At 70.8% G+C, this 25,655-nt stretch carries 23 protein-coding genes; 12 read left to right on the forward strand and 11 right to left on the reverse strand.

The window, feature by feature from the left end:
• Window positions 1-92 precede the first annotated feature (92 nt).
• From SY2F82_RS08180 to SY2F82_RS08195, 4 genes are read left to right on the forward strand one after another with little or no spacing between them, the layout of a single operon-like run.
• Window positions 93-1,205: an ABC transporter substrate-binding protein gene (locus tag SY2F82_RS08180; RefSeq protein ID WP_200418283.1), complete on the forward strand. Its 1,113-nt coding sequence runs from the start codon at window positions 93-95 to the stop codon at window positions 1,203-1,205.
• A 12-nt stretch (window positions 1,206-1,217) separates the two neighbouring features.
• On the forward strand, window positions 1,218-2,021 hold the full coding sequence (locus SY2F82_RS08185) for an ABC transporter ATP-binding protein (RefSeq protein WP_200418284.1): 804 nt from the start codon (window positions 1,218-1,220) through the stop codon (window positions 2,019-2,021).
• Window positions 2,008-2,898, forward strand: a complete 891-nt coding sequence (locus SY2F82_RS08190) for an ABC transporter permease (protein WP_200418285.1) — start codon at window positions 2,008-2,010, stop codon at window positions 2,896-2,898. The genes SY2F82_RS08185 and SY2F82_RS08190 overlap by 14 nt, the downstream gene beginning before the upstream one ends.
• Before the next feature lie 8 nt (window positions 2,899-2,906).
• Entirely contained in the window at window positions 2,907-3,644 is a 738-nt protein-coding gene (locus SY2F82_RS08195; RefSeq protein WP_200418286.1) for a sirohydrochlorin chelatase, read from the forward strand.
• Window positions 3,645-3,652: 8 nt separating this feature from the next.
• Here SY2F82_RS08195 and SY2F82_RS08200 read toward each other — a convergent pair whose 3' ends face one another.
• From SY2F82_RS08200 to SY2F82_RS08210, 3 genes are all read right to left on the reverse strand, one after another.
• On the reverse strand, window positions 3,653-4,270 hold the full coding sequence (locus SY2F82_RS08200; RefSeq protein ID WP_200418287.1) for a DsbA family protein: 618 nt from the start codon (window positions 4,268-4,270) through the stop codon (window positions 3,653-3,655).
• A gap of 55 nt (window positions 4,271-4,325) precedes the next feature.
• A complete protein-coding gene (locus SY2F82_RS08205; RefSeq protein ID WP_200418288.1) occupies window positions 4,326-4,934 on the reverse strand; it encodes a TIGR03086 family metal-binding protein in 609 nt (202 codons plus the stop codon).
• Window positions 4,935-4,998: 64 nt separating this feature from the next.
• On the reverse strand, window positions 4,999-6,258 hold the full coding sequence (locus SY2F82_RS08210; RefSeq protein WP_200418289.1) for an ROK family transcriptional regulator: 1,260 nt from the start codon (window positions 6,256-6,258) through the stop codon (window positions 4,999-5,001).
• A 160-nt stretch (window positions 6,259-6,418) separates the two neighbouring features.
• On the opposite strand from SY2F82_RS08210, the gene SY2F82_RS08215 reads away from it, so the two are divergent.
• Genes SY2F82_RS08215 through SY2F82_RS08230 form a run of 4 tightly spaced genes read left to right on the forward strand, consistent with a single transcriptional unit; the run spans window position 6,419 to window position 10,983 of the window.
• Entirely contained in the window at window positions 6,419-7,735 is a 1,317-nt protein-coding gene (locus tag SY2F82_RS08215) for a sugar ABC transporter substrate-binding protein (protein WP_200418290.1), read from the forward strand.
• A 5-nt stretch (window positions 7,736-7,740) separates the two neighbouring features.
• On the forward strand, window positions 7,741-8,730 hold the full coding sequence (locus SY2F82_RS08220) for a carbohydrate ABC transporter permease (protein ID WP_200418291.1): 990 nt from the start codon (window positions 7,741-7,743) through the stop codon (window positions 8,728-8,730).
• Window positions 8,731-8,755: 25 nt separating this feature from the next.
• Window positions 8,756-9,595, forward strand: a complete 840-nt coding sequence (locus SY2F82_RS08225) for a carbohydrate ABC transporter permease (protein WP_200418634.1) — start codon at window positions 8,756-8,758, stop codon at window positions 9,593-9,595.
• A 29-nt stretch (window positions 9,596-9,624) separates the two neighbouring features.
• The gene (locus SY2F82_RS08230; RefSeq protein WP_200418292.1) at window positions 9,625-10,983 is read left to right on the forward strand and encodes a GH1 family beta-glucosidase; all 1,359 of its coding nucleotides are present in this window, start codon (window positions 9,625-9,627) and stop codon (window positions 10,981-10,983) included.
• Between the two features lie 27 nt (window positions 10,984-11,010).
• On the opposite strand, the gene SY2F82_RS08235 is transcribed toward SY2F82_RS08230, so the two are convergent.
• The 3 genes from SY2F82_RS08235 to SY2F82_RS08245 all read right to left on the reverse strand — a co-directional run bounded on the left by SY2F82_RS08235 (window position 11,011) and on the right by SY2F82_RS08245 (window position 13,014).
• The gene (locus tag SY2F82_RS08235; RefSeq protein ID WP_200418293.1) at window positions 11,011-12,030 is read right to left on the reverse strand and encodes a ketopantoate reductase family protein; all 1,020 of its coding nucleotides are present in this window, start codon (window positions 12,028-12,030) and stop codon (window positions 11,011-11,013) included.
• A gap of 68 nt (window positions 12,031-12,098) precedes the next feature.
• The gene (locus SY2F82_RS08240; protein WP_200418294.1) at window positions 12,099-12,473 is read right to left on the reverse strand and encodes a DUF4440 domain-containing protein; all 375 of its coding nucleotides are present in this window, start codon (window positions 12,471-12,473) and stop codon (window positions 12,099-12,101) included.
• Window positions 12,466-13,014 (reverse strand): DUF1697 domain-containing protein, encoded by a 549-nt coding sequence (locus SY2F82_RS08245; protein WP_200418295.1) that lies wholly within the window; start codon window positions 13,012-13,014, stop codon window positions 12,466-12,468. The genes SY2F82_RS08240 and SY2F82_RS08245 overlap by 8 nt, the downstream gene beginning before the upstream one ends.
• 242 nt (window positions 13,015-13,256) lie before the next feature.
• Here SY2F82_RS08245 and SY2F82_RS08250 point away from each other — a divergent pair, with 242 nt between their 5' ends.
• Window positions 13,257-15,518, forward strand: a complete 2,262-nt coding sequence (locus SY2F82_RS08250; RefSeq protein ID WP_200418296.1) for an MMPL family transporter — start codon at window positions 13,257-13,259, stop codon at window positions 15,516-15,518.
• 224 nt (window positions 15,519-15,742) lie between these two features.
• Window positions 15,743-16,606, forward strand: coding sequence for a phosphotransferase enzyme family protein (locus SY2F82_RS08255; protein WP_200418297.1), 864 nt, complete (start codon window positions 15,743-15,745; stop codon window positions 16,604-16,606).
• Between the two features lie 40 nt (window positions 16,607-16,646).
• On the opposite strand, the gene SY2F82_RS08260 is transcribed toward SY2F82_RS08255, so the two are convergent.
• On the reverse strand, window positions 16,647-17,576 hold the full coding sequence (locus tag SY2F82_RS08260) for a LysR family transcriptional regulator (protein WP_200418298.1): 930 nt from the start codon (window positions 17,574-17,576) through the stop codon (window positions 16,647-16,649).
• 94 nt (window positions 17,577-17,670) lie between these two features.
• Here SY2F82_RS08260 and SY2F82_RS08265 point away from each other — a divergent pair, with 94 nt between their 5' ends.
• Window positions 17,671-18,642, forward strand: coding sequence for a DMT family transporter (locus tag SY2F82_RS08265; RefSeq protein ID WP_200418635.1), 972 nt, complete (start codon window positions 17,671-17,673; stop codon window positions 18,640-18,642).
• A gap of 20 nt (window positions 18,643-18,662) precedes the next feature.
• On the opposite strand, the gene SY2F82_RS08270 is transcribed toward SY2F82_RS08265, so the two are convergent.
• The 4 genes from SY2F82_RS08270 to SY2F82_RS08285 all read right to left on the reverse strand — a co-directional run bounded on the left by SY2F82_RS08270 (window position 18,663) and on the right by SY2F82_RS08285 (window position 23,153).
• Entirely contained in the window at window positions 18,663-19,385 is a 723-nt protein-coding gene (locus tag SY2F82_RS08270) for a 3'-5' exonuclease (protein WP_200418299.1), read from the reverse strand.
• A gap of 108 nt (window positions 19,386-19,493) precedes the next feature.
• Window positions 19,494-20,732 carry an SAV2148 family HEPN domain-containing protein gene (locus SY2F82_RS08275; RefSeq protein ID WP_200418300.1) on the reverse strand — a complete coding sequence of 413 codons (1,239 nt, stop codon included), beginning with the start codon at window positions 20,730-20,732 and terminating at the stop codon, window positions 19,494-19,496.
• Between the two features lie 115 nt (window positions 20,733-20,847).
• Window positions 20,848-22,179 (reverse strand): copper amine oxidase, encoded by a 1,332-nt coding sequence (locus SY2F82_RS08280; protein WP_200418301.1) that lies wholly within the window; start codon window positions 22,177-22,179, stop codon window positions 20,848-20,850.
• A 179-nt stretch (window positions 22,180-22,358) separates the two neighbouring features.
• Window positions 22,359-23,153: a Tat pathway signal sequence domain protein gene (locus tag SY2F82_RS08285; protein WP_200418302.1), complete on the reverse strand. Its 795-nt coding sequence runs from the start codon at window positions 23,151-23,153 to the stop codon at window positions 22,359-22,361.
• A gap of 313 nt (window positions 23,154-23,466) precedes the next feature.
• Between SY2F82_RS08285 and glgX the strand changes: the two genes are divergently transcribed.
• The gene (gene glgX, locus SY2F82_RS08290) at window positions 23,467-25,575 is read left to right on the forward strand and encodes a glycogen debranching protein GlgX (RefSeq protein ID WP_200418303.1); all 2,109 of its coding nucleotides are present in this window, start codon (window positions 23,467-23,469) and stop codon (window positions 25,573-25,575) included.
• Window positions 25,576-25,655 lie beyond the last annotated feature (80 nt).

Here is a 25,655-nt window from a genome sequence, read left to right on the forward strand (position 1 = left end):
CCGACGTCCCGGAAGCGACGAAGACCCTTGCCGACCTCCCGGCCACGACCCGAAAGAACGTGACCGCCGGGCCAACGAGAGGAACACCTCCCGTGCCTGCCAACCGCTCGACACTCCTCCGCCGCGGCATAGCCGTGGTCGCCGCTCTTCCGCTCCTCACGCTCGCCGCCTGCGGTTACGGCTCCAAGTCGACCAGCACCCCCTCGGACCAGAAGGTCGCCGCCGGCGCCCAGAAGATCGACGGCCTCGACTCCGTCAAGATCGGCTACTTCGGCAACCTCACCCACGGCACCGCGCTCGTGGGCGTCCAGAAGGGCTTCTTCCAGAAGGCGCTCGGCGCCACCCAGGCCAAGTACCAGATCTTCAACGCGGGCCCCTCCGAGATCGAGGCGCTGAACTCCGGTTCCATCGACATCGGCTGGATCGGCCCCTCCCCTGCGATCAACGGCTACACCAAGTCCGACGGCAAGAGCCTGCGCATCATCGGCGGTTCGGCGTCCGGCGGCGTGAAGCTCGTGGTCGACCCGAAGAAGATCAAGTCCCTGGCGGACGTCAAGGGCAAGAAGATCGCCACCCCGCAGCTCGGCAACACGCAGGACGTGGCGTTCCTCAACTGGATCGCGGAGCAGGGCTGGAAGGTCGACGCGCAGAGCGGCAAGGGCGATGTGTCGGTGGTCCGCACCGACAACAAGGTCACCCCGGACGCCTTCAAGTCCGGCTCCGTCGACGGCGCCTGGGTGCCGGAGCCGACCGCGTCCAAGCTGGTCGCCGAGGGCGGCAAGGTGCTGCTTGACGAGTCCTCGCTGTGGCCGGACAAGAAGTTCGTGATCACGAACATCATCGTGTCGCAGAAGTTCCTCAAGGAGCACCCGAAGGCCGTCGAGGCCGTGCTGAAGGCGTCCGTCGAGACCAACAAGTGGATCAAGGCCAACCCGGACGCGGCGAAGGCGGCGGCGAACCAGCAGCTGGCGGTCGACTCGGGCAAGGCGCTCCCGGCGAAGGTCCTCGACCCGGCGTGGAAGTCCATCCAGTTCACCGACGACCCGCTGGCCGCGACCCTGAACACCGAGGCGCAGCACGCGGTCAAGGCGGGTCTGCTGAAGAACCCGAAGCTGGACGGCATCTACGACCTCACCCTGCTGAACAAGGTCCTCAAGGCCGAGGGTGAGCCGACCGTCAGCGACGCCGGTCTCGGCGTCAAGTAAAGCCTGCAGCCGATGAGTTCCCAGGAGGTGACGACCATGGCCACGACCCTCGCCGCGGCCGCCGAGTCCGTCGACCAGGCGGCACGCCTTGAGCACGTCTCGAAGTCCTTCCCGGTGCCGGGCGGGCAGCAGCTCGTGCTGGACGACATCAGCCTCGATGTCGCGCCGGGCGAGTTCGTCACCCTCCTGGGGGCCTCGGGCTGCGGCAAGTCGACGCTGCTGAACCTGGTGGCGGGCCTGGACAAGCCGACCGGCGGTTCCATCACGACGGACGGCCGCCCGGCCCTGATGTTCCAGGAGCACGCGCTGTTCCCGTGGCTGACCGCGGGCAAGAACATCGAACTCGCCCTGAAGCTCCGGGGCGTTGCGAAGGGCGACCGGCGCGGGCGCGCCGAGGAGCTGCTGGAACTCGTCCGGCTGAAGGGCTCGTACGGCAAGCGGGTGCACGAGCTGTCCGGCGGTATGCGTCAGCGGGTCGCCATGGCCCGCGCGCTGGCGCAGGACAGCCGGCTGCTGCTGATGGACGAGCCGTTCGCCGCGCTGGACGCCATCACCAGGGACCTGCTGCACGACGAGCTGACCCGTATCTGGCAGGAGACGGGTGTGTCGGTCCTGTTCGTCACGCACAACGTCCGCGAGGCGGTGCGGCTCGCGCAGCGCGTGGTGCTGCTGTCCTCCCGCCCGGGGCGCGTGGCCCGCGAGTGGACGGTCGGCATTCCGCAGCCTCGCCGTATCGAGGACGCGCCCGTCGCCGAGCTGTCCCTCGAGATCACCGAAGTACTGCGTGGGGAGATCCGCCGCCATGGCCAGCACTGAGACCAAGACGACGGCAGGCGCCGAACTGGGCGGTGTGGAGGCCGGTCTCGACGCGCTGGAGACCACGGTCACCGGCCGTACGCCCTTCCGGCAGACCTTCGTCAACAAGATCCTCCCGCCGCTCGTGGGCATCGCGCTGGTCCTGGTGGTGTGGCAGGCGCTGATCTCCTTCAAGGTCGTCGACGACCCGACCAAGCTGCCCTCCCCCGGAGCCGTGGCGGGCGAGTTCAAGGACGCCTGGCTGCAGGGCACGCTGCTCGGCTACATCTGGACGAGCGTCTCGCGCGGTCTGCTGGGCTTCCTGTTCGCGCTGGCGATCGGCACCCCGCTGGGCCTGCTGGTGGCGCGGGTGAAGTTCGTGCGCGCGGCCATCGGACCGGTCCTGTCCGGTCTGCAGTCGCTGCCGTCGGTGGCGTGGGTGCCGCCGGCGGTGATCTGGCTGGGCCTGAACAACTCGATGATGTACGCGGTGATCCTGCTCGGCGCGGTCCCGTCCATCGCCAACGGCCTGGTCTCCGGCATCGACCAGGTGCCGCCGCTGTTCCTGCGCGCGGGCCGCACGATGGGCGCGACCGGTCTGAGGGGCGCCTGGCACATCGTGCTGCCGGCCGCGCTGCCGGGCTACCTGGCGGGGCTGAAGCAGGGCTGGGCGTTCTCCTGGCGCTCGCTGATGGCGGCGGAGATCATCGCCTCGTCGCCCGACCTCGGCATCGGCCTGGGCGCGCTGCTGGAGAACGGCCGCAACGCGAGTTCCATGTCCATGGTGTTCGAGGCCATCATCCTGATCCTGTTCGTCGGCATCGCCATCGACCTGCTGATCTTCAGCCCGCTGGAGCGGTGGGTGCTGCGCAGCCGCGGTCTGCTGGTGAAGGGCTGAGCCGCCGCATGCACAACCCGGTCCTCCTCGTGATCGCCCACGGCAGCCGCGATGCGCGGCACGCCGCGACCGTGCACGCCCTCGTACGGCGGGTGCGGTCGCTCCGGCCCGGGCTGCGCGTGGAGACCGGCTTCCTGGACTTCAACGTCCCGTCCGTACACGGGGTGCTGGAATCCCTGGCGGCTCAGGACGTCCGGGACGTGGTGGCACTCCCCCTCCTGCTGACCCGAGCGTTCCACGCCAAGGCCGACATCCCGGCGGTCCTGCGGGAGGCGCCGCCACGGCTGAGGATCCGGCAGGCGGACGTCCTGGGACCGTCGCCGCTGCTGCTCGCCGCCCTGGAACGGCGTCTGTACGAGGCGGGCCTGACCCCCGCCGACAAGTCCTCGACCGGGGTCGTGCTGGCCTCGGCGGGGTCCACCGACCCGGAGGCGATCGCAGTGATCGCTGACATCGCGCGGGAGTGGCGGCACACCGGTTGGTGCGCCGTGCGGCCTGCGTTCGCCTCCGCATCCCTTCCGCGCACCGAGGACGCGGTGCGCGAACTGCGCGCGCTGGGCTGCGCCCGGGTGGCCGTGGCGCCGTACGTCCTGGCGCCCGGCTTCCTGCCGGACCGCATCGCGCGGGGCGCGGCCGGGGCGGACGTCCTGGCCGAGGTGCTGGGACCCGCGCCGGAGGTGGCACGGGTCGTACTCGACCGCTACGACGAGGCCCGGCTTCCGGCACTGACGGCGCTCGGGGCCTAGCTTTTCGGTCAGTCGAAGCGGAGTGCCCCCGTCCTGGTCCTCTTCAGCTCGAAGAAGTCCGGGTGTGTGGCCAGAACCCGGAAGCTGTCGAAGAGTTCCGCCGCCGCGGTGCCCCGGGGGATGGCCCGCAGCACCGGGCCGAACCACACCGTTCCGTCCACATGGACGGTGGGGGTTCCCACATAGCCGCCCGAGCCGGGCTCCGCGCCGGCGTCGTGGCTGCGGCGTACGGCCTCGTCGTACGCGGGGTCGTGGGCGGCGGCGGCGAGGTCGGCCGGCAGTCCGAGCTCGGCGAGGGACTCGGAGATCACCGCGTCGAAGTCCTCCGTCTCGCGCTCGTGGATACGGGTCCCGAGCGCGGTGTACAGATCACGCAGCACCTTCTCGCCGTGCCGTTCCGCGGCGGCGACGGCGACACGCACCGGGCCGATCGACTTGTCGACCAGCGTGCGGTACCAGTCGGGCAGTTCGTTGCCCACGTTGTGCAGGTACAGGCTCATCACGTGGAAGCGGAGGTCGAGCGGGCGTTCACGCTCGACCTCCAGCAGCCAGCGGGAGGTGATCCAGGCGAAGGGGCAGGCGGGGTCGAAGTAGGCGTCGACGCGGACGGGAGAGGTGTTCGGCATGCCGCCGACGCTAGTCGCCGATTGGCGCAGATCCCTGGTCCAATCACCGGCCTTCTCAGTGGTCCATTTCGCCCACCGGGGTCTGCCGCGGATTGCGTCCGCTCGCCGCCAGGGCTCGCTCGAAGACGGGCGCGTCGTCGGGGACGGGCACGGGGTCGGCGAAACCGTCGTACTGGCGGTAGAGGTCGCCGTGGGTCTCGACGACGTCCAGGACGAGCCGTGCGGCGCCCTCGGAGATCCGGTACTCCTGGCCGGTGGCCGTGGCGACGTCCCATCCGTGGACGGCCAGCTCCTTGACGAGCATCCGCGCCAGTTCGTCCGCGGGCATCTTCGCCATGCCCAGGTCGATCTCTCCCTCCCACACGGCGGGGTCGTCCCAGGCGGCGACCGCGCGGTCGAGCTGCTCGGCGTAGCCGCGCGCCCAGCCGGGGTCCGCGGTGAAGTCGCGTGCGGTCAGTTCCTCGGGCAGCTGCTTGCGCAGGGCGCGGTGTTCGAGTCCGTGCGAGGTGTACAGGACCCAGTGGTTCACCAGGGCACGGACGTCCCAGCCGGTGCAGTGGGTCGGCTCGGACAGCAGCTCCGCCCGGACGCCCCGGGCGACGCGGGCGGCCTCGGCGGCGCATTCGACGAGGTAGGGGTGCACGTTGTGGTAGGCATCGCTCATGCCTCCACGCTAGGAACGGCCGCCGCGCTCCTCTTGAACAAACGCGACACGCACCCCGGCCGGATCACGCGCGCTCGCCGTGACGTCCGCGACCGTGCGCGCCACGCTGCCCGCCGTGTGCGAAGAAGTCGGCGAGGGGCAGGATGGCGGCGCCCACCGTGACCGCGTCCGGGCCGAGCTTGCCGAGGTCGATGGAGACGCGTTCGGCCGGATGGCGCAGGGCGTACGAGGCGGCGTACCGGCGTACGGCCGGCAGGAGGCGGGTGCCGAGCTGAAGCCCTGCCCAGCCGCCGATGAGGATGCGCTCGGGCTGGAAGAGGTTGATCAGGTCGGACAGGCCGGCGCCCACGTACTCGGCGGCCTCCTCCAGGACGGCGAGTGCCACCGGGTCGGTGCCGGTGCCCTCGGGCGGGTAGGCCGCGGCGACCATCGCGGTCAATGCGGTCTCCTCGTCGCTGCCCTCCGGTGGGCGTCCGCCCTCCTCCCGCCAGCGGTCGATGAGCGCCTCGGCGCCCGCGTACGCGTCCAGGCAGCCCAGGGCGCCGCAGCGGCAGCGGCGCCCCCTGACCCGTACGGTCAGATGCCCCCACTCGACGGACCGGCCCTGCTCCACCTCCTCCGTGACCAGACAGGCGCCGACCCCGGAGCCGAAGAGGACGACGACCGCGGTGCGGGCTCCCCGGCCGGCGCCGAACCACATCTCGGCCTGGCCGAGCGTCCGGGCGCCGTTGTCGATGAAGTACGGGACGGAGTCGGGGAGTCCGCACGTCGAGCGCAGCAGGGATTCCAGCGGGACGGCGTCCCAGCCGATCGTCTGCCCGTGGACCACGGCCCCCTGTTCAGGGGTGTGCGCCACGATGCCGGGGACGCCGATGCCGACGCCCAGAAGCCGCTCGGGGGCGATGTCCGTCTCGGCGAGGACCTCGGCGATGCCGTCGCGGATGTGGCCGACGATGATCTCGACGTCGTAGCCGTGATGCTCCAGGGGCCGTTCGGCGCGCGCGAGCTCGGTGAGGGTGAGGTCGAAGAGCTCTACCCGTACGCGGGTCTCGCCGACGTCGATGCCGATCATGTGGCCGCTGGCGGGGGTGACGCGGAGCAGGGTGCGGGGCCGGCCGCCGTCGGACTCGACGGTGCCGGCCTCCTCCACCAGGCCGTCGGCGACCAGTTCCGCGACCACGTTGCTGATGGAGCCGGAACTGAGTCCGGTGGCCGGGCCCAGTTCGAAGCGGCTCATCGGCCCGTCGAAATACAACCGTTGTAGTACGGCGGTGCGATTGCCCCGCCGCAGGTCGCGCACCGTCCGCCCGTTCCGCGCCGCCATGTGGGCCCCTTCCGACTCTGCCGACCTGCAAGATACCTCCGCGCGATCCCTTGACGCGACCTTCCTTCGCGTCTTAACTCACCCTCTAAATTAAGCCCCGGCGCGTCGTTCGGAAAGAAACGCGCTCGTGGGTCTCCCTCCGGAAAGGGACGTCTGAGCCATGCGCAGAATCCGAGCCGCGGCCGCCGGTGCGGTCACCGTTTCCCTGCTGACCGCCGTGACCGCCTGCGGCGGCGGCTCGTCGACGGGCGGCGGGTCCGACGACTCACCGAAGACGCTCACCTACTGGGCCTCCAACCAGGGCGCCAGCATCGAGGTCGACAAGAAGGTCCTCCAGCCCGAACTCGACAAGTTCGAGAAGCAGACGGGCATCAAGGTGAAGCTGGAGGTCGTCCCCTGGTCCGACCTCCTGAACCGGATCCTCACCGCGACCACCTCAGGGCAGGGTCCCGACGTCCTCAACATCGGCAACACCTGGAGCGCCTCCCTGCAGGCCACGGGGGCACTGCTCCCGTGGGACGCCAAGAACTTCGCCGAGATCGGTGGCAAGGACCGCTTCGTCGACTCGGCCCTCGGCTCGACCGGGGCACCGGGCAAGGATCCGGCCGCGGTGCCGCTGTACTCGATGGCGTACGCCCTCTACTACAACAAGAAGATGTTCGCCGACGCGGGCATCTCGCAGCCGCCGGCCACCTGGGACGAGCTCATCGCCGACGGCAAGAAGCTGTCCAAGGGCGGCAAGTGGGGCCTCGGCGCCGAGGGTGCGAACCCCTCGGAGAACATCCACCACGCCTTCGTCTTCGCCAAGCAGCACGGCGCGGACTTCTTCACCGCCGACGGCAAGCCCGACTTCACAGGCGACGGGGTGGTCGCCGCGGTCAAGCAGTACGTCGACCTGATGGCGACGGACAAGATCATCGCACCGGGCAACGCCGAGTACGCCCAGAACCAGTCGGTGAGCGACTTCGCCAAGGGCACGAACGCGATGCTGCTGTGGCAGTCCGCGTCCGCCAACCTCGCATCGCAGGGCATGAGCGCGGACGCGTACGGCATAGCGCCCGTGCCCGTGCAGTCCGGCGTCCCGGGGACCGGCAAGCAGGTCGACTCCATGGTCGCGGGCATCAACCTGGCCGTCTTCAAGAACACCCACAACCTCGACGGCGCCATGAAGTTCGTGAAGTTCATGACCGGCGACGCCGAACAGAAGATCCTCAACACCGAGTACAGCTCGATCCCGCCGGTGAAGACCGCCCAGGCGGACTCCGCCTTCAACACTCCGGCGAACGCGGTCCTGAAGGACACCCTCGCCAAGAGCGCCGTCGCGCTTCCGCAGGTGGCAGACGAGTCCCAGTTCGAGACGGCGGTCGGTACCGCCATCAAGGACCTGTTCGCCGACGCGGCCGCCGGACGCGCGGTGACCACGGACTCGGTGAAGGCCGAACTCGAGAAGGCCCAGCAGCAGATGCCGGCGAAGTGAGCACGATGACGACCACTGCTCCCGCAGAGGCTGCCGTGTACAAGCGTCCTCCCGGGGCGGCGAAGCGGACGCCCCGCCGCCCCGGGAGGATCCGCCGCATCGGGCTGCCGTACCTGCTGCTCCTGCCCGCCCTGCTCCTGGAACTCCTGGTCCACCTGGTGCCGATGGTGATCGGCATCGTGATGAGCTTCAAGGAGCTCACGCAGTTCTACATCCGCGACTGGGGCACCGCCCCCTGGGCGGGACTCTCCAACTACAAGGTGTCAGTCGACTTCGACGCCCCGGTCGGCGAGGCCCTCCTGCACTCCTTCCTCGTCACCGTCGTCTTCACCCTGCTGTCGGTCGGCCTGTGCTGGCTCATCGGCACGGCGGCCGCGATCTTCATGCAGGGCACGTTCCGCGGCCGCGGCCTGCTGCGGGCACTGTTCCTGGTGCCGTACGCGCTGCCCGTGTACGCGGCCGTGATCACCTGGGTGTTCATGTTCCAGCACGACAACGGCCTGGTGAACCACGTCCTGCACGACCAGCTGCACCTCACCGACAAGCCGTCCTTCTGGCTCATCGGCGACAACAGCTTCGTCGCGCTGCTCACCGTGTCGGTGTGGAAGGGCTGGCCGTTCGCCTTCCTCATCGTCATGGCCGGCCTGCAGAACATCCCGGGCGAGCTGTACGAGGCGGCCGCCCTCGACGGGGCCGGGATGTGGCAGCAGATCCGCCGCATCACCCTGCCGTCGCTGCGCCCGGTCAACCAGGTCCTGGTCCTGGTGCTGTTCCTGTGGACGTTCAACGACTTCAACACGCCGTACGTCCTGTTCGGCAAGTCCGCCCCCGAGGCCGCGGACCTCATCTCGGTCCACATCTACCAGGCGTCCTTCGTCACCTGGAACTTCGGCACCGGCTCCGCCATGTCCGTCCTGCTGCTGCTCTTCCTGTTCGTGGTGACGGGCGTCTACCTCCTGCTGACCTCCCGAGGAAGGAAGACGGCCGATGTCTAGCACGTCCCAGGCGCCCCGCTCGCCGATGGCTCCGCCCCGGTCCTTCCTCTGGTCCAAGCGCATCTTCCTCACCCTGCTCACCGGATTCGTGCTGGTACCGGTCTACGCGATGGTCTCCAGCTCGCTGAAGCCCCTGGCCGACGTCTCCGGGAAGTTCCGCTGGCTTCCGAGCCACCTGACCATCCGCCCGTACATCGACATCTGGTCGACGATCCCGCTCGCGCGGTACTTCATGAACTCCCTGACCGTGGCGGGTGCGGCGACCGTCTGCTCGGTGGTGATCGCGGTGTTCGCGGCCTACGCGGTCAGCCGTTACGACTTCCGGGGCAAGCGCGTCTTCACGGTCACCGTGCTGTCCACCCAGATGTTCCCGGGCATCCTCTTCCTGCTGCCGCTGTTCCTCATCTACGTCAACATCGGCAACGCCACCGGCATCGCCCTGTTCGGCTCGCGCGGCGGGCTCGTCCTGACGTATCTCACCTTCTCGCTGCCGTTCTCGATCTGGATGCTGATCGGGTACTTCGACTCGGTGCCGCGCGAACTGGACGAGGCCGCGCTGGTGGACGGCTGCGGCCCACTGGGGGCCCTGTTCAGGGTCGTCGTGCCGGCCGCGATCCCCGGCATCGTCGCGGTCGCCGTCTACGCCTTCATGACCGCCTGGGGCGAGGTGCTGTTCGCGTCGGTGATGACCAACGACAACACCCGCACGCTCGCCGTCGGCCTCCAGGGCTACTCCACCCTCTACAACGTCTACTGGAACCAGATCATGGCCGCCTCGCTCGTCGTCAGCCTCCCCGTGGTCGCCGGGTTCCTGCTTCTGCAGCGCTACCTCGTCGCCGGGCTCACCGCGGGAGCCGTCAAGTGACCAACTCGCCTGCCTCCGAAAGGAACTCCGTGACCATCGACCTCGCCGCACTCCCCGAGGACTTCCTGTGGGGCACGGCCACGTCGGCCTACCAGATCGAGGGGGCCGTCGCCGAGGACGGCCGCTCCCCCTCGATCTGGGACACGTTCTCGCACACTCCCGGAAAGATCGACAACGGTGACCACGGAGACGTCGCCTGCGACCACTACCACCGCTGGCGCGAGGACATCGGCCTGATGCGCCGACTCGGCACCAACGCCTACCGGCTGTCCCTCGCCTGGCCGCGCGTGGTGCCGGGCGGCGACGGTGCGGTCAACGCCAAGGGGCTCGACTTCTACGACGCGTTGATCGACGGCCTGCTGGAGGCGGGCATCACTCCGTCCGTCACCCTGTACCACTGGGACCTGCCGCAGGTGCTCCAGGACCGGGGCGGCTGGCCGGTCCGCGACACCGCCCATCACCTGGCCTCGTACGCGGCGGTCGTCGCCGAACGCCTCGGCGACCGCGTCCGTCACTGGACCACGCTCAACGAGCCTCTGTGCTCTGCGTGGATCGGCCACCTGGAGGGCAGGATGGCCCCCGGACTGACCGACCTCACGGCCGCCGTCCGCGCCTCCTACCACCTCCTCCTCGGTCACGGTCTGGCCGCGCAGGCGATCCGCGCGGCAGCGCCTGGCGCGCAGGTGGGCATCGTCAACAACCTCTCCACCGTCCACGCCGCCACCGACCGGCCGGAGGACCTCGACGCCGCCCGCCGCATGGACGGGCACACCAACCGCTGGTGGCTGGACCCGGTGCACGGCCGCGGCTTCCCGGCCGACATGCGAGAGGTGTACGGCGTCGAACTTCCCGAGCAGCCGGGCGACTTGAAGACCATCGCGCAGCCGCTCGACTGGCTGGGCCTCAACTACTACATGCCGGCCACCGTTGCCGACGACCCCACCGGGCCGGCCCCACGGGCCCGCACGGTTCCCCGCCTCGGCGTGCCCCGCACCGGCATGGACTGGGAGGTCGACGCCTCCGGCATGGAGCGCCTCCTGCTCCGCCTGACGCACGACTACGGCGCCCGCAAGCTGTATGTCACGGAGAACGGCTCCGCCTACCCCGACGTCGTACGCCCCGATGGAACCATCCACGACCCCGAGCGCACGGAGTATCTGGAGCAGCACCTGGCGGCCTGCGCATCGGCAGTCCGTCAGGGCGCCCCGCTCGCGGGCTACTTCGCCTGGTCGCTGCTGGACAACTTCGAGTGGGCGTACGGCTACGACAAGCGCTTCGGACTGGTGCACGTCGACTACAGGACGCAGAAGCGCACAGTGAAGGGCAGTGGGCGCCGGTACGCGGACATCATCCGGGCGCATGCGGCAAGAGGCCGCAGCGCCGCTTGAGCGCAAGGGGGGGTGGAACGCGGCAGCCTATCCGGCGGCGTGCGCCACGGCCTCGTCGGCGAGTCGCACCAGCTCCGCGACCGGCAGCGACCCGGGCGCCCGGCGCTCCCGCGCGAACCTGGTGGCGAGCCGTTGCAGCAGTTCGTTGAGCGGGGTCGGCACACCGTGCAGCCGGCCCAGGAGGACGATCTCGCCGTTGAGGTGGTCGGCCTCGATGGTGCCGGTGCCGCGGGTGAGGGACTGCCAGGAGGAACCGCCACCGCGCTGGGCCCCCGCGAGCGGCACCAGGCGCACCTTGTCGCCGCGCACCTCCTTCTGCTCCGCGCCGCTCGCGTACGGGATGCCGGCCGCCTGGAGCACCGCCTCGCCCTCGGCCCGCACCCGCGCGTACAGCGACTCCGCCTCCTGTCCGGTGAGCGGCCCGCTGACCGCCTCCACCGCGTTGGCGAGGTTGCTCAGCAGCTTGGCGTACTGCCAGCGCGTCACGTCCGGCACGACCGGGGCCTCGAACCGGGCCTTCTCCAGGTCGGCGGCGATCCGGCGGGCGGTGTCGTCGGTGCCGTGCGGATACCGGCCGAGGTGCAGGATGCCGGTGAGCGGGGTGCCGGCGGCGGAGACGACGCCGGGTTCGACGAAGGTGGCCGGGAGCCACACGCAGACGCCGTAGACATGGCGGAAGCGGCGCAGGGCGAGCCGCTGGCTCTCCACGCCGTTCTGCGCGCACACCAGCGGAAGCCGCTCGGCGGCCGTACCGCCGCCCCGCACCGGAGCCGGGCCCCAGATGTCCAGCGCCGCCTCGCTGTCCTGGGTCTTGACGGCCAGCACGAGGACGTCGTCCGTGCGCAACTCGCCCAGCGCCGAAGGCGCGTCGACGACCGGCAGCCGGTGGGTGTGCTCGCCGTCCGGGGCGAGGAAGTGCAGTCCGCGCTCGCGCAGCGCCGTGTACTGCGCACCCCGCGCGACCAGGACCACCTCGTGGCCGGCCTCGGCGAGCCGCGCCCCGACCGCTCCGCCGACGGCCCCTGCTCCGATGATGATGTAGCGCATGCCGACGAGCCTCGCACACCCGCTCGTTGCCCTTTGCCCCCGGGTGTGGAACTCCGTGGATCTCTGCGTCACTTCGTCCCGGGGGCGAACGGCGTCCCCTGGTGGAAGTACAGCTGCCAGCCGTCCTCGGTACGCCGCCACAGCGAACTGCGGTGCGCGTGACGGCCGTCGTTCTCCGTGTCGAAGGTGAGGTGCACCAGGTCCGGCGCGAGCTGGACGCCCGTGATGGGGGAGGTGACGGACGGCCGTGCCCCCGCATCGGTCGTCGAGGCCAGCATCGCGATGACGGAGGCCCGGTCCCAGCGCCGCCCGGAGACGCCGAACTCGTGGAAGTCGGGGTGCAGCAGCGCCCCGACCTCTTCGGGTGAGCGGCTGACCTCCGGGTCCAGAAGACGCAGTTCGCGCTCGATCGCCGCCTCGACGGCCCGGCCGCGCTCAGGCACGGGTCAGCTCCTCCAGTTTGACGACCGTGTTCCAGTTGCGGGTGGTGGCGATCAGCCCCTTGTTCAGCCGGGGCCTCGACAGCTGTTCGGCGAGCTTGGACCGGCCGAGACCGTCGGGGACGTAGAGGTAGAGCTCGCGGTCGCCCAGCCGGAACTCCTCCGGCAGGTACGCGGCCGGGTCGATCTCCGCGAACCGTTCGGCCCCCACCGGCCCCGAGAAGTACGTGACGTGCAGCTGCCTGCCCTCCAGCTCGTCGGCCGGGAACGGGCATGCCTCGCGTACGGCCTTCAGGTACGCGTGGTCGCGTACGAGCACGTCGACCCGGAAACCGAAGTCCTTCTCGATCGCCTCCTCGAGCTCCGCCGCCAGGGACTCCTCGTCACCGTGGTCGGCGGTGAAGACCGCGTTGCCGCTCTGCAGATACGTGGCCACCCCGGTGTGACCGAGCCCGGTCAGCAGCTCCCGCAGCCCCGCCATCGGCAGCTTCCGGTTGCCGCCCACGTTGATCCCCCGCAGCAGCGCCGCGTACGTCGTCGTCATGCTCACACCCTAGAGCGGATCCCCGGGCGGGCGCCCGGACCCTGATCCCGGCCCCCGAGGAGCCCGGACAGTTGTAAGGGGCCGCTGTCCTCCCGGATGGTGAGGCGGGCCGGTCCGAGGGGATGAGCCGGGGCGCTCACGGTTCACCGGGCAGCACGACGAGTCGCGCTTACGCCGCCCCTACCTTCGAAGCGAACGGTGGCGGCAGGGGGCCGTCACCCGCACGGAGGGGGCAGCCCGTCATGGGGAACGGAGATACGCGGGTGCGGGGCATCGCCGCCCGGGCCGGCGGCTGGAGCGCTCGGCACCGATGGGCTGCGGTCGGCATCTGGGTGCTGTTCGTCGTGCTGGCCATGGCCGTCGGTTCGGCCGCCGGGCGCGTCGACATCAAGGACAGCGACGAGCTCAAAGGGGAGACACACACCGCCGCGAAGATCATCGAGGATGCGGGGATCAAGCAGCCGGCCGGCGAGAGCGTGCTGATCCAGGCGAAGGACGGCGCCACCACGGCCACCGACCCGCGGTTCCGCGCCGCGGTCACCGCGGTCGTGCGGGCCGTCGACGGCACCGGCCGGGTGACGGACGTGACCTCCCCGTACGACACGAAGACCATCTCCAAGGACGGCCGCAGCGCCCTGGTGCAGTTCGACATGCGCGGCGACGCGGACACCGCCGGTGACCGTGTCGAGCCGGTGCTCAAGGCCGTCGCCGGGGTCCAGAAGGACCACCCGCAGCTGCGGATCGAGGAGATCGGCGCCGCCAGCATGCGCAAGACGTTCTCCGACGCGTTCGGCAACGACTTCAAGCAGGCCGAGTACTCCGCGGTGCCGGTGGCGCTCGGCATCCTGCTGATCGCGTTCGGGGCGCTGGTCGCGGCGCTGCTGCCGGTGGCGCTCGCCATCACCGCGATCATGGCGACGATGGGCCTGATGGGCGTCGTCAGCCATCTGCAGGCGATGAACGACACCGCGAACTCCGTGATGCTGCTGGTCGGCATGGCCGTCGGTGTCGACTACTGCCTGTTCTACCTGCGCCGCGAGCGGGAGGAGCGCGCGGCCGGACGCGATGCGGAGACCGCGCTGCGCATCGCCGCCGCGACCAGCGGGCGTGCCGTGATCGTCTCCGGTGTCACGGTGTGCGTGGCGATGGCGGGCATGCTGTTCACCGGACTCGCCACGTTCGAGGCGATGGGCCTGGCCTCGCTGATGGTGGTGGCGGTCGCCATGGTCGGCTCGGTGACCGTGCTGCCCGCGCTGCTGTCGCTGCTGGGCAAGCGGGTCGAGAAGGGCCGTATCCCGTTCCTGCACCCGGACAAGCGGCGCGCGCGGACCGGTCGCAGCGCCGACGAGGGCAGCCGGCTGTGGAGTGCCGTCCTGAAGGTGGTCCTCGCCCGGCCCGCCGTCTCCCTGGTGGTCGCGGCCGGTGCGCTGCTGGCGATCGCAGCGCCCGCGCTCGGCATGAAGACGCAGAACCTCACCCTGGACCAGGAGTTCGGTAACAAGCTGCCCATCGTGGCCACCTACAACCGGGTCAACGAGGCCTTCCCCGGCGGCTCCGAGCCGGCCCAGGTCGTCGTCAAGGCGAAGGACATCAACGCGCCCGAGGTGAAGTCCGCGATCGCCGGCTTCCGCACGGAGGCGATCGCATCGGGCGCCTCACGCGGCCCGGTCGACGTCAGACTGCACGACGGGCAGAACGTGGCCGTGATCTCCGTGCCGCTCGTCGGCGGCTCCGACCTGGACAAGGCGGGCGCGAACCTGGAGCTGCTGCGCGACAAGGTACGGCCCGACACGCTCGGCAAGGTGGAGGGCGTGCAGGCGCCGATCACCGGTCAGGTCGCGGGCTCGCACGACTTCAACGACCAGCTCGTCGGCTCGGTGGTCCCGGTCTTCGCGTTCGTCGTGGTCTTCGCCTTCCTGCTGATGCTCCTGTCGTTCCGCTCGCTGACGATCGCGATCACCTCGATCGTCCTGAACCTGCTCTCGGTCGGCGCGGCCTACGGCATCCTGGTCGCCGTCTTCCAGCACGGCTGGGGCGCGTCGCTGGTGGGCGCGCACGGTGTGGGCGCCATCGTCACCTGGCTGCCGCTGTTCCTCTTCGTCATCCTGTTCGGCCTGTCGATGGACTACCACGTGTTCGTGGTGTCCCGGATCCGCGAGGCCCGTCTGCGGGGCAGGACGACGAAGGACGCGATCACTCATGGTGTGGTGACCACGGCCGGGGTCGTCACCAGCGCCGCGGTCATCATGGTCGCCGTCTTCGCGATCTTCGGCACGCTGTCCATGCAGTCCATGAAGCAGATGGGCGTGGGCCTGGCCGCCGCGGTCCTCATCGACGCGACCGTCATCCGGGGCGTGCTGCTCCCGGCGGTGATGGCGCTGCTGGGCGAGCGCAACTGGTACCTGCCGAAGTGGCTGCACCGGCTGCCGGACCTCACACACGAGGAGACACCGCAGGCGGTGGCAGCGGCGGTACGGGACGAGAACGAGCCACTGGGGGTGTGAACCCGCCTGAGCGAGGGCCCGTCGGCGACCGGGGAGCCGACGGGCCCTCCCCTTGTGGGCAGCCGGCGGCCCTCCCCGTGCGGGGATCTCACATCGCCGACGCCGGTGTGGCCTGGGCCACTTGCCCGCGGGTTCGTCCGCGCCCCGGCCGGTGGCCGTTCCGACCTGCGTGAATGCGACACTGGCAGACCTCAAGGAACCGGTGGAGGACACGGAGGCGGACGATGGACGAGACGCGGGCGCGGGATGTGCTGGACGCGGCGGGGGTACTGCCGGGTGCGGCGCGGGACGCGCGGCTCCTCGCCCTGGGTGAGAACGCGGTGTTCGCCGTAGGGGATCTGGTGGTCAAGGTGGGCCGCGACGCCGAGCTGCTGGACCGGGCGCGGCGGGAGCTGGACATCGCCGTCTGGCTGGCCGGAGCGGATGTCCCGGCGGTGCGGGCCGCCCGGCCCGAACCTCTGCTCGTCGACGGGCATCCCGTGACCGTATGGCACCGGCTGCCCGATCCCGTACGCCCCGCCGAACCGCGCGACCTGGCCGAACTGCTGCGGATCGTGCACGCCCTCCCCGCCCCCGCCTTCACCCTGCCGCCCCGCGATCTGCTGGGCGGTGTGGAACGCTGGCTGCGGCTCGCGGGTGACGCGATCGACCCGGCGGACGCGGCCTATCTGCGCGAGCGACGCGACGGGTTCGCCGCCGCGGCGGCCGCGCTCACCCCGCATCTGGCGCCCGGACCGATCCACGGCGACGCGCTGCCGCGCAATGTGCACATCGGCCCGGACGGCCCGGTCCTGGTCGACCTGGAAACCTTCTCCGCCGATCTGCGCGAGCACGACCTGGTGGTCATGGCGCTCTCCCGCGACCGCTACGGTCTGCCGGCCGAGGCGTACGACTCCTTCACCGCCGCCTACGGCTGGGACGTGCGCGCGTGGGAGGGCTGCTCGGTGCTGCGCGGTGCCCGGGAGACGGCCAGCTGCGCCTGGGTCGCCCAGCACGCGCCCAGCAACCCCAAGGCCCTCGCCGAGTTCGAGCGCCGAGTGGCGTCGTTGCGGGACGGGGACGAGACGGTGCGCTGGTATCCGTTCTGAGAGCCTTCGGTTCGGTTCACCGACCCGCTCCGCGCCGCCGTCAAGCCGTGGCGGGCACCGGCTCCCGCCCGTCCCGGTCCTTGATCGTCCCCGCGGCGCGGCGCAGTTCGGCCAGCACCGTGCGGACCGCTGTGCGGGCCGTGCGTTCGGGGCGGCACAGGGCGTCGATGTGCCGCCTGGCCTGGACGCCGTCGATGGGCCGGAGGACCAGCGCCGGGTGCGGGCGCATCGTCCAGCGCGGCATCAGGGCGATACCGCCCCCTGCGGCCACGGCCTCGGCGACCACCGCGAACTCGTTGATGCGATGGACCAGCCGCAGGCGGCGCCCGGCCGCGGCGGCGACGGCTTCGATGGTGGCCATGACGGGGAACCCGTCGTGCACGGTGATCCACGACTCGTCGGCCACATCCCGCGGGGTGAGCCGCCGCTTGCCGGCCAGCGGATGGCCGGCGGGCAGCGCCACGTCGAGCGGTTCGCGCAGCAGGGTGGTGACGGTCACCGTGCCCGGCCACGGCGGGGCGTGATCGAGGCGGTGGGCGAGCACGAGGTCGTACTCCCTCGTCAGCCGGGGGAAGTCCTCCTGCGGCACGTCCTCGTCGGCGAGCGCCAGCCGGGGTGAACCGGGTCCGTCGAAGGCCCGCAGCAGCGGCGGGAAGAACGCCGAGCCGGCGCTGTGGAACGCCGCCACCGACACCTCGCCGTCCGCCCTCCCGACGAACTCCTCGACGGCGCCCCGGGCCCGCGCCAGCGCCGTCTCCACCTCCGCCGCCGCGCCCGCGAGGGCCTGCCCGGCGTCGGTGAGCACCAGCCGCCGCCCGTGCCGCTCGGTCAGCGGAACCGGGATCGAACGCTGCAGCAGCCGCAGTTGCTGGGAGATGGCCGACGGCGTCACCAGCAGCGCCTCGGCCACCGCGGTGACACTGCCGAGTTCGCCCAGCTCCCGCAGGATCCGCAACTGACGTTCGTCCATTCCCGCAGTGTAGGGGCACTGTGCAGGCAGACTAAAAGATCGTTTTAGAAACTGGTGCTGGGCTTCAGGGTGGTGCGCGGTGCACCGTGGGCGGGTGTTCGACGCCCGCCGTACCGATGCGGTACTCCTCCTCGTCGCGCTCGTCTGGGGTTCCAGTTATCTCTCCGCCCAGACGGCGGTGGCCGCGCTGCCCGTCCTCGCGGTCCTGTTCGCCCGTTACGCGCTCTCCGCACTGGCCTGCCTGGTCCTGGTCACCGCCCGCCGTGGACGGCGCCGGTGGACACGGGACGAGGTACGGGCCGGAGTGCCGCTGGGGCTGACCCAGGCCGCGGTGCTGGTCGTGGAGACGTACGGAGTCGCCCACACCAGCGCCGCCAACGCGGGGCTGATCATCAGCCTGACCATCGTGCTCACCCCGTTGCTCGACCGCTCCGGTCACCCCGGCGGGCTGCCGCCCTCCTTCCACGCCGCCGCGGGTGTGTGCGTCCTGGCCGTGGGGCTGCTGATGTCCGGCAACGGCTTCCACGCGCCCGGACTCGGCGACCTGCTGATGCTCGCCGCCGCCGTCGTCCGGGCCGTGCACGTGGCCCTGGTCGGCCGGCTCACGGCGGGCCGCGCGGTGCGTCCCCTGCACCTGACGGCGCTGCAGACCCTCATCGGCACGGCGCTGTTCCTCCCCACGGCCGCCACCGCCCTGCCCGGCTTCGCCCGCGCCGGCACCGCGACCTGGGTTCAGCTGCTGTATCTCGCCCTGTTCTGCAGCGTGTTCGCCTTCCTCGCGCAGACCTGGGCCGTCCAGCGCACCTCCGCCAGCCGCGCCGGCCTGCTGCTCGGCACGGAGCCCGTGTGGGCCGTGGCCGTGGGCGTCGTCCTCGGTGGCGACCACCTCACCCCGCTCACCGGCCTCGGCGCGGCCCTGATGGTCGCCGGAACCTACTGGGGCCAGTCCGTCGAGCGCGCCCACCGTACGGCCGCACCGGACCCGGCGCACGGCCCCGCCCCCGCGCATCACGCCGGAACCGAGAAGGACGCCATGCGCGGGACCGCGGCACCCACCGGTTCCTGAACGCGCACGCCCCGCCCGTCTCAGACCCTCCCGTCCACCGCCTCCCGCAGCGGCCACGTACCGTCCACCACCGCCTCCGCGTCGCCCTTGGCACGCAGGAACTCCTGGAAGTCCGCCGCCCAGTCCGCGTACCACTCGATCTGGCGGCGGTGCAGCTCCGCCGGGCCGAGGGCTGCGACCTTCGGGTGGCGGCCGGCTATCGCCGCGGCCAGCCGGGCGGCGGCCAGCGCGTCCGCGCCCGCGTTGTGCGCGGACTCCAGCGCCACCCCGTACTCCGCGCAGACCGCTTCCAGGTTGCGCTTGCCTCGGCGGTAGCGGTCGGCCCAGCGGTCGATCGTGTACGGGTCGATGACCGGGGCCGGGGCGAGGCCGCCCAGACGGTCGCGCAGGGACGGCAGTCCGTGCCGTCGCAGCTCGGCGGAGAGCAGGGTCAGGTCGAAGGCCGCGTTGTAGGCGACGACCGGGACTCCCGTCCTCCAGTACGCCACCAGGACCTCGGCGATCGCGTCCGCGACCCGGTCAGCAGGGCGGCCCTCGGCCATCGCCCGCTCGTTGCTGATCCCGTGCACCGCGACCGCGTCGGCCGGGATCTCCACGCCCGGATCCGCCAGCCAGTCGCGGCGGCCGAGCGGCTCCCCGTCCTTGACCTCGATCACCGCCCCCGTGACGATGCGCGCCTCATACGGATCCGTCCCGGTCGTCTCGAGGTCGAAGCCGATCAGCAGCTCCCGGTGCCAGGCCATGGCGGCCCCCCTTCGTGGTGGTGCTTTCCCCCAGTGGCCTTCACCTTCGCATGCGCCACTGACAATCCGAGGGCGGGATTCCGCTTCTGGCCGGCATCATCGGACAGTTCAGGACACGGGGCGCGAATCAGCCCAAGCCAGTTCGAACTCCTCGCGGTAGGTGGGGAAGAGCCCGTTCTCCTCGACGTCGTCCGACCTGACGACCCGGCTGCCGCCGCGCAGCACCAGCACCGGCGCCTCCATACCGCGGGTGCGCCGCAGATAGGACTGCACGACCGCGATGCCGTCCGAGCCGTCCCCGTTCACCAGGTACGCGGTGAAACGAGGGGTTTCGTCGAAGACCTGGATCTCGAAGGCGCCCGGGTCGCGCAGCTTCGAGCGCACCCGGCGCATGTGCAGGATGTTCATCTCGACCGCGCGGCTCAGCTCGCCCTTCCTGATGCCGAGCTCCCGCTCGCGCCGTTTGACCGCGCTGGAGGCCGGGTTGAGGAACAGCAGCCGCACCCGGCAGCCGGACTCGGCGAGCCGCACCAGCCGCCGCCCGGAGAAGTTCTGCACCAGCAGGTTGAGGCCGATGCCGATGGCGTCCAGGCGGCGGGCACCGCCGAAGATGTCCTCGGCGGGGAACTGCCGCAGCAGCCGTACCCGGTCGGGGTGGACGGCGACCACGTCCGCGTACCGGTCGCCCACCAGGTCCTCGACCGCGTCGACGGGCAGCCGGCGGGCGGAGGGCACGTCGCCGCCCGCGCCGAGGATCTCCAGGAGATTGGCGGAAGCGCGCTCGGCCTGCGCGAGGACCGCCTGGGACAGGGCCCGGTTGCGGGAGACCACGTTCCGGGTCACTTCCAGCTCGTCCAGGGCGAGTTCCACGTCGCGGCGCTCGTCTATGTACGGCTCGAAGCACGGCCAGTGCTGCACCATCAGCTCGCGCAGCTGCGGCAGCGTCAGAAAGCTGAGCACGTTGTCGTCGGCGGGATCGAGCAGATACCCCTTGCGGCGGCTGACCTCGCGTACCGCGACCGCCCGCTGCACCCACTCCTGGCCGGCCGGTCCGGCGGCGGCGACCACCCAGTCGTCGCCGTGGACCGGTTCGTAGATGGGGCGGAGAACGGCGGCCACGACCGCGCGCAGCCGCTGCTCCACCAGGTTCAGCCAGATGTAGGCCCGCCCGGCCCGCTGGGCGCGGGTCCGCACCTCGCGCCACGCGTCGGCGTCCCAGTCCAGTTCCGGTCCGATGGATCCCATCTCCATCGGCCGTGCAAGGGACACCGCGCCGGGCGGGACATCCGCGGAGTTCCCCTCGTGACCCTCGTCACCAGGGGGCAGCTCCAGCCCTCCCGAGCCCACCCGCGCACCGCCTTCCGCTCCCCCGAGCCTCCCCAGGGGCAAGGCCCCGGCCAACGATCAAGGAAGACTACTCCGGGAGTGCGGCACGGTGCAGCCGGATGGACAGGGTCGTTTCTCAACTACCGTTTCGGGGCCGTCCGTTCCGGTCGGCGAGAGCGGGCGGCGTGAGAGGATTCATAGCCGTGACGTCGCGCGGAGCGATGGAGAAGCCCTGCCAGTGGACCGGCATGGGCTGTTGGTCCTCGTCGCGCGCGACATGATGGAAGCCGACGTTCACCCACACCACCGGGTGAGTGAGAGTCTGGCCGTTGACCCACTTGTCGACCGTGTTGGCCGCCCCCGTGCCGCAGTTGCCCACGTTGTCACTGGCGAACTGCTCGCAGGGGTTGTACTCGGTGAAGTAGATGTCGTGCTTGGTGAAGTCGTGGCCGAGGTATTTGGTGGACGCGCCGGGGACGATCTCGTACGAGCGCGCGTGGCCGTCCTTGTTCTTGCCCGTGTCGCTGACGACCCGCCACCAGCGCATGTTCTTGGCGTCGCCCGCGAGTTCCTTGGTGACGGTGGTGCGGGTCGTCTTGTTGCTGGGCGCCTGGGCGCCCCGTGCGGGCGGGCTGACCACGGAGTCGTACTGCTCGATCCTGTTCCTGGAGGAGCCGTCGAGGCCGAAGTCGAGCCGCCAGAAGACGTTGTGGCTGTGGCTGGTGGCGTAGGAGCGGGCGCCGTTGCCTATCGGCCAGCCGCGGCCGTCACCCGCGTCGTAGTCGTACGGCGAGAGGCTGCCGGTGGCGCCGACGTTCATGTTGACCGTGCCGTCGTCCTGGAAGCGCCACTCGGTGATGTACTCGTACCAGCCGACCTTGTTGACGGTGTAGACCAACAGGTCCTTGCCCTGGGCCTGGTAGACCTTGTTCCCGTCGTCGCTCTGCATGCGGTAGGCGTGTCCGCGCGAACGGGTCGTGGTGCACACGCCGTTCACGTTCGGGTGGCCCGGGTCCAAGGCGTCCGGCACCTTCACCGTCTTGATGGTGCCCCCGGGGCACTCGGCGGGCGCCATGTTCATCAGGCCCTGCGCGAACCCGGCGCCGGTCAGGTCGCTGTACTCGACCGAGCCGTCGTCGTAGGGGACGTCGATCTGGGCGAGCCGGGCGCTGTTCAGGACCTTGATCGGGCGGCTCTCGCCCGGGGGCTGGTAGGAGACGTGCTCCAGCACCAGGCCGGCGTATTTGTCGTAGCGCCGGCACATCCGCCAGATGGTGCCGGTGGAGAGCTTCTGCTCGATCCGGTAGGCGGCGCCGCACTCGGCGGCCGGCGCGGCGGCGGTCTCGGGCCGGGCGAAGGCCGGGGTGGCCGCCGTGCCGCCGAGGGCGAGCCCGGCGGTCAGCAGGCCGGCCATCGCCCGCCGGCGGAGCGACTGGCGACGGGCACGGCTGTTTCTGTTCACGCGCATGACGAAGAGACTCCTGTTGCACGAAGCGAGAAGAGCGAAGAGCGAAGGGCGAGGGGAAGCGAGGCACCGCGCCCGCGCCCGCGATCGGGAGATCCGGGGTCCCGGGTCCCAGTCCCAGGTCCGCGACCCGCGGCCCGCGGCCCGGAAAGCGTTCCCTCGGAAGGCGGTGGCCGCGTGGTTCAGCCGAGCCTGCCGACCTTTCGGGCGCTCAGGTCGATCACGAAGGAACGGCTGTCGATCCAGGAGCCGTTCGGGATCTTCGGGAGGAGCCGCACACAGCGGTGCCTGCCGCACTGGTCGAGGACCGCGGGCTGGGCGCCCGGGACCGCCCGGTAGACGATGCCGGTGAGCATCAGCTGACCGGGCGAGGTGAGGTCCTTGCCGGTGGCGTCCTTGTAGTCGGCCTTCAGCCCCGCGCCGAGCGGGTCGGCGATGAGCAGCCGGGCCGCCTCGGCGTTCTCCTCGCGGGTGAGGGGCGGCTGCACACCGTGCCGGGTGCCCGTCCCCTCCACCTTCCCGGAGCGCAGGTCGACGGTCTTGGTGACAAGAGCGTCGCTCTTGTAGTCGTAGAGCGTGACCTCCGCGCGTCGGGGCGCGTCCGGGTCGTCCAGTTCGTCCGCGTCCGGCTCGGCGATGTCGACGGCGAGGCGTTGTGGACCCTTCCTGCCCTCGACGTTCTGTCCGGCGGCGAGCTGCGGGCCGCTCAGCGCGATGCGCTCGGCGCGCCGCACCTCGTCGTCGGTCAGCGGGTCGTCGCCCTTGCCGGTCGCCCCCTCGGCGGGAGCCCGCTCGACGACGCCGGGCCCCACTGACGGGTCCTGCCGGCGGGCGGCGACTCCGCCGCCCTTGCCACCGGACTCCTCGGCCCCCGCCGAGCCCGGCAGCGTGATCCCGACCATCACGGCGGTCCCTGTCACCGCGATGGCCGCACCCGCCACCACCTTGCCCAGGTGGCGGCGCACTGTCCTGCGCACATTTCCCCCTACTCCCCCTGTGGTGCGGGAGTGGCTCGAGCCCCACTGGTTCGGCACACCACGGCGCGCGGTGGTCAGCGCGCGCGCCGGGTGTGCGCTGGTCGGCCGTTAAGAGGGATGCGGGTGAGAGAAGGTTCCATCGTCGGACGGACAGGAGGGCGCCGCGGACGATTCGCGCCATACTCGTCACTCGATGAGGGACCGAGCAGGATGAGTCAGGATTCCCGCTCGCTCAGAAGGGGGAGCAGTCACTTTCGGGAACTCGGCCGCAAGGCGCCCCCAGAGGGCCGGCAAAGCTGGGAGAGTCGAATTCATGCAGGTCTGGCCTGGAGAGGCGTATCCGCTCGGCGCCACCTATGACGGTGCCGGGACCAACTTCGCGGTCTTTTCGGAGGCCGCCGACCGGATCGAGCTGTGTCTGCTGCACGACGACGGCTCGGAGACGGCGGTCGAGCTGCGGGAGACGGACGCGTTCGTCCGCCACGCGTACCTGCCGGGTGTCATGCCCGGGCAGCGGTACGGGTTCCGGGTACACGGTCCGTACGCCCCCGAGCGGGGGCTGCGCTGCAACTCGGCGAAGCTGCTGCTCGACCCGTACGCGCGTGCGATCAGCGGCGCGGTGAGGTGGGGCGAGGAGGTGTACGGCTACCCGTTCGGGTCCCCCGACAAGCGCAACGACCTGGACTCGGCGCCGTACACCATGGCGTCCGTGGTGATCAACCCGTACTTCGACTGGGGCGACGACCGCAGGCCGCGCACCGAGTACCACCGTACGGTGATCTACGAGGCCCATGTGAAGGGCCTGACGATGCGCCACCCGGCGCTTCCGGACGAGCTGCGCGGCACGTACGCCGCGCTCGCCCACCCGGCCATCATCGAACATCTGACCGAGTTGGGCGTCACCGCGCTGGAGCTGATGCCCGTACACCAGTTCGTCAACGACCATCGTCTGGCGGACATGGGCCTGAGCAACTACTGGGGCTACAACACGATCGGTTTCTTCGCCCCGCACAACGCGTACGCCTCCTGGGGCGACCGCGGCCAGCAGGTCCTGGAGTTCAAGTCGGCGGTGAAGGCGCTGCACGAGGCCGGTATCGAGGTCATCCTGGACGTCGTCTACAACCACACCGCCGAGGGCAACCACCTGGGCCCGACGCTGTCCTTCCGGGGCATCGACAACCCCTCGTACTACCGGCTGGCGGACGATCCCCGGTACTACATGGACACCACCGGGACGGGCAACTCCCTGCTGATGCGCTCGCCCCACGTCCTCCAGCTGATCATGGACTCGCTGCGCTACTGGGTCACCGAGATGCACGTGGACGGCTTCCGTTTCGACCTGGCGGCCACCCTCGCACGGCAGTTCCACGAGGTGGACCGGTTGTCGTCGTTCTTCGACCTGGTGCAGCAGGACCCGGTGGTCTCCCAGGTGAAGCTGATCGCCGAGCCGTGGGACGTCGGCGAGGGCGGCTACCAGGTGGGCAACTTCCCGCCCATGTGGACCGAGTGGAACGGCAAGTACCGCGACACCGTGCGCGACCTGTGGCGCGGCGAGCCGCGCACCCTGGCGGAGTTCGCCTCCCGGCTGACCGGCTCCTCGGACCTCTACCAGGACGACGGACGCCGCCCCCTGGCCTCCATCAACTTCGTGACCTGCCACGACGGCTTCACGCTGCACGACCTGGTCTCGTACAACGAGAAGCACAACGAGGCCAACGGCGAGGACAACCGCGACGGCGAGAGCTTCAACCGGTCCTGGAACTGCGGCGCCGAGGGCGAGACCGACGACCCGGCGGTGCTCGAGCTGCGGGCCCGGCAGATGCGGAACTTCATCGCCACGCTGATGCTCTCCCAGGGCGTGCCGATGCTCAGCCACGGCGACGAGTTCGCGCGCACGCAGAACGGCAACAACAACGCGTACTGCCAGGACAGCGAGCTCTCCTGGGTCCAGTGGCCGCAGGACGGCAGCGATCTGCTGGAGTTCACGCGCGCGATGGTGTGGCTGCGTCGTGACCACCCGGTCTTCCGCCGGCGCCGTTTCTTCCACGGCCGCCCGGTGCAGGGCACGCACGACGAACTGTCCGACATCGCGTGGTTCACCCCGGAGGGTGAGGAGATGACCCAGCGGGACTGGACGTCGGGGCAGGCGAGCGCGCTGACGGTGTTCCTCAACGGCAACGCGATCTCGGAGCCGGGGCAGCGCGGGGAGCGGATCACGGACGACTCGTTCCTGCTGATGTTCAATCCCTCGCCGAGGACGCTCGAGTTCGTGGTGCCGGTCAACCACGGGCGCCAGTGGCAGGTGGTCGTCGACACGGCCGTCCCGGAGGGGCTGCCGCCGGGCACCGGTACGAAGATCGAGGCCGGGGGCCGGCTGACTCTCGTGGACCGGAGCCTGGTGGTGCTGCAGCGGCCGGACTAGCCGGTGGTCCGGTCGCGGGGCACGCGCGCGTGGCGGACGTTTTCCGTGGGCGGCCGGGTCGGCGGCGCGTCGATGACACG

Origin of the sequence: Streptomyces sp. Y2F8-2, from assembly GCF_014905555.1 — a bacterium.
GTDB classification, from domain to species: Bacteria; Actinomycetota; Actinomycetes; order Streptomycetales; family Streptomycetaceae; genus Streptomyces; species Streptomyces cynarae.

What these genes read in the sequence shown, in the direction of transcription:
- SY2F82_RS08245 (WP_200418295.1), bottom strand. Translation starts at nt 13,014, where the DNA reads ATGACGACGACGTACGCGGCGCTGCTGCGGGGGATCAACGTGGGCGGC.
- SY2F82_RS08185 (WP_200418284.1), top strand. Translation starts at nt 1,218, where the DNA reads ATGAGTTCCCAGGAGGTGACGACCATGGCCACGACCCTCGCCGCGGCC.
- SY2F82_RS08210 (WP_200418289.1), bottom strand. Translation starts at nt 6,258, where the DNA reads ATGGCGGCGCGGAACGGGCGGACGGTGCGCGACCTGCGGCGGGGCAAT.
- SY2F82_RS08220 (WP_200418291.1), top strand. Translation starts at nt 7,741, where the DNA reads ATGACGACCACTGCTCCCGCAGAGGCTGCCGTGTACAAGCGTCCTCCC.
- SY2F82_RS08195 (WP_200418286.1), top strand. Translation starts at nt 2,907, where the DNA reads ATGCACAACCCGGTCCTCCTCGTGATCGCCCACGGCAGCCGCGATGCG.
- SY2F82_RS08190 (WP_200418285.1), top strand. Translation starts at nt 2,008, where the DNA reads ATGGCCAGCACTGAGACCAAGACGACGGCAGGCGCCGAACTGGGCGGT.
- SY2F82_RS08205 (WP_200418288.1), bottom strand. Translation starts at nt 4,934, where the DNA reads ATGAGCGATGCCTACCACAACGTGCACCCCTACCTCGTCGAATGCGCC.
- glgX (WP_200418303.1), top strand. Translation starts at nt 23,467, where the DNA reads ATGCAGGTCTGGCCTGGAGAGGCGTATCCGCTCGGCGCCACCTATGAC.
- SY2F82_RS08255 (WP_200418297.1), top strand. Translation starts at nt 15,743, where the DNA reads ATGGACGAGACGCGGGCGCGGGATGTGCTGGACGCGGCGGGGGTACTG.
- SY2F82_RS08280 (WP_200418301.1), bottom strand. Translation starts at nt 22,179, where the DNA reads ATGCGCGTGAACAGAAACAGCCGTGCCCGTCGCCAGTCGCTCCGCCGG.
- SY2F82_RS08200 (WP_200418287.1), bottom strand. Translation starts at nt 4,270, where the DNA reads ATGCCGAACACCTCTCCCGTCCGCGTCGACGCCTACTTCGACCCCGCC.
- SY2F82_RS08235 (WP_200418293.1), bottom strand. Translation starts at nt 12,030, where the DNA reads ATGCGCTACATCATCATCGGAGCAGGGGCCGTCGGCGGAGCGGTCGGG.
- SY2F82_RS08250 (WP_200418296.1), top strand. Translation starts at nt 13,257, where the DNA reads ATGGGGAACGGAGATACGCGGGTGCGGGGCATCGCCGCCCGGGCCGGC.
- SY2F82_RS08225 (WP_200418634.1), top strand. Translation starts at nt 8,756, where the DNA reads ATGGCTCCGCCCCGGTCCTTCCTCTGGTCCAAGCGCATCTTCCTCACC.
- SY2F82_RS08270 (WP_200418299.1), bottom strand. Translation starts at nt 19,385, where the DNA reads ATGGCCTGGCACCGGGAGCTGCTGATCGGCTTCGACCTCGAGACGACC.
- SY2F82_RS08260 (WP_200418298.1), bottom strand. Translation starts at nt 17,576, where the DNA reads ATGGACGAACGTCAGTTGCGGATCCTGCGGGAGCTGGGCGAACTCGGC.
- SY2F82_RS08215 (WP_200418290.1), top strand. Translation starts at nt 6,419, where the DNA reads ATGCGCAGAATCCGAGCCGCGGCCGCCGGTGCGGTCACCGTTTCCCTG.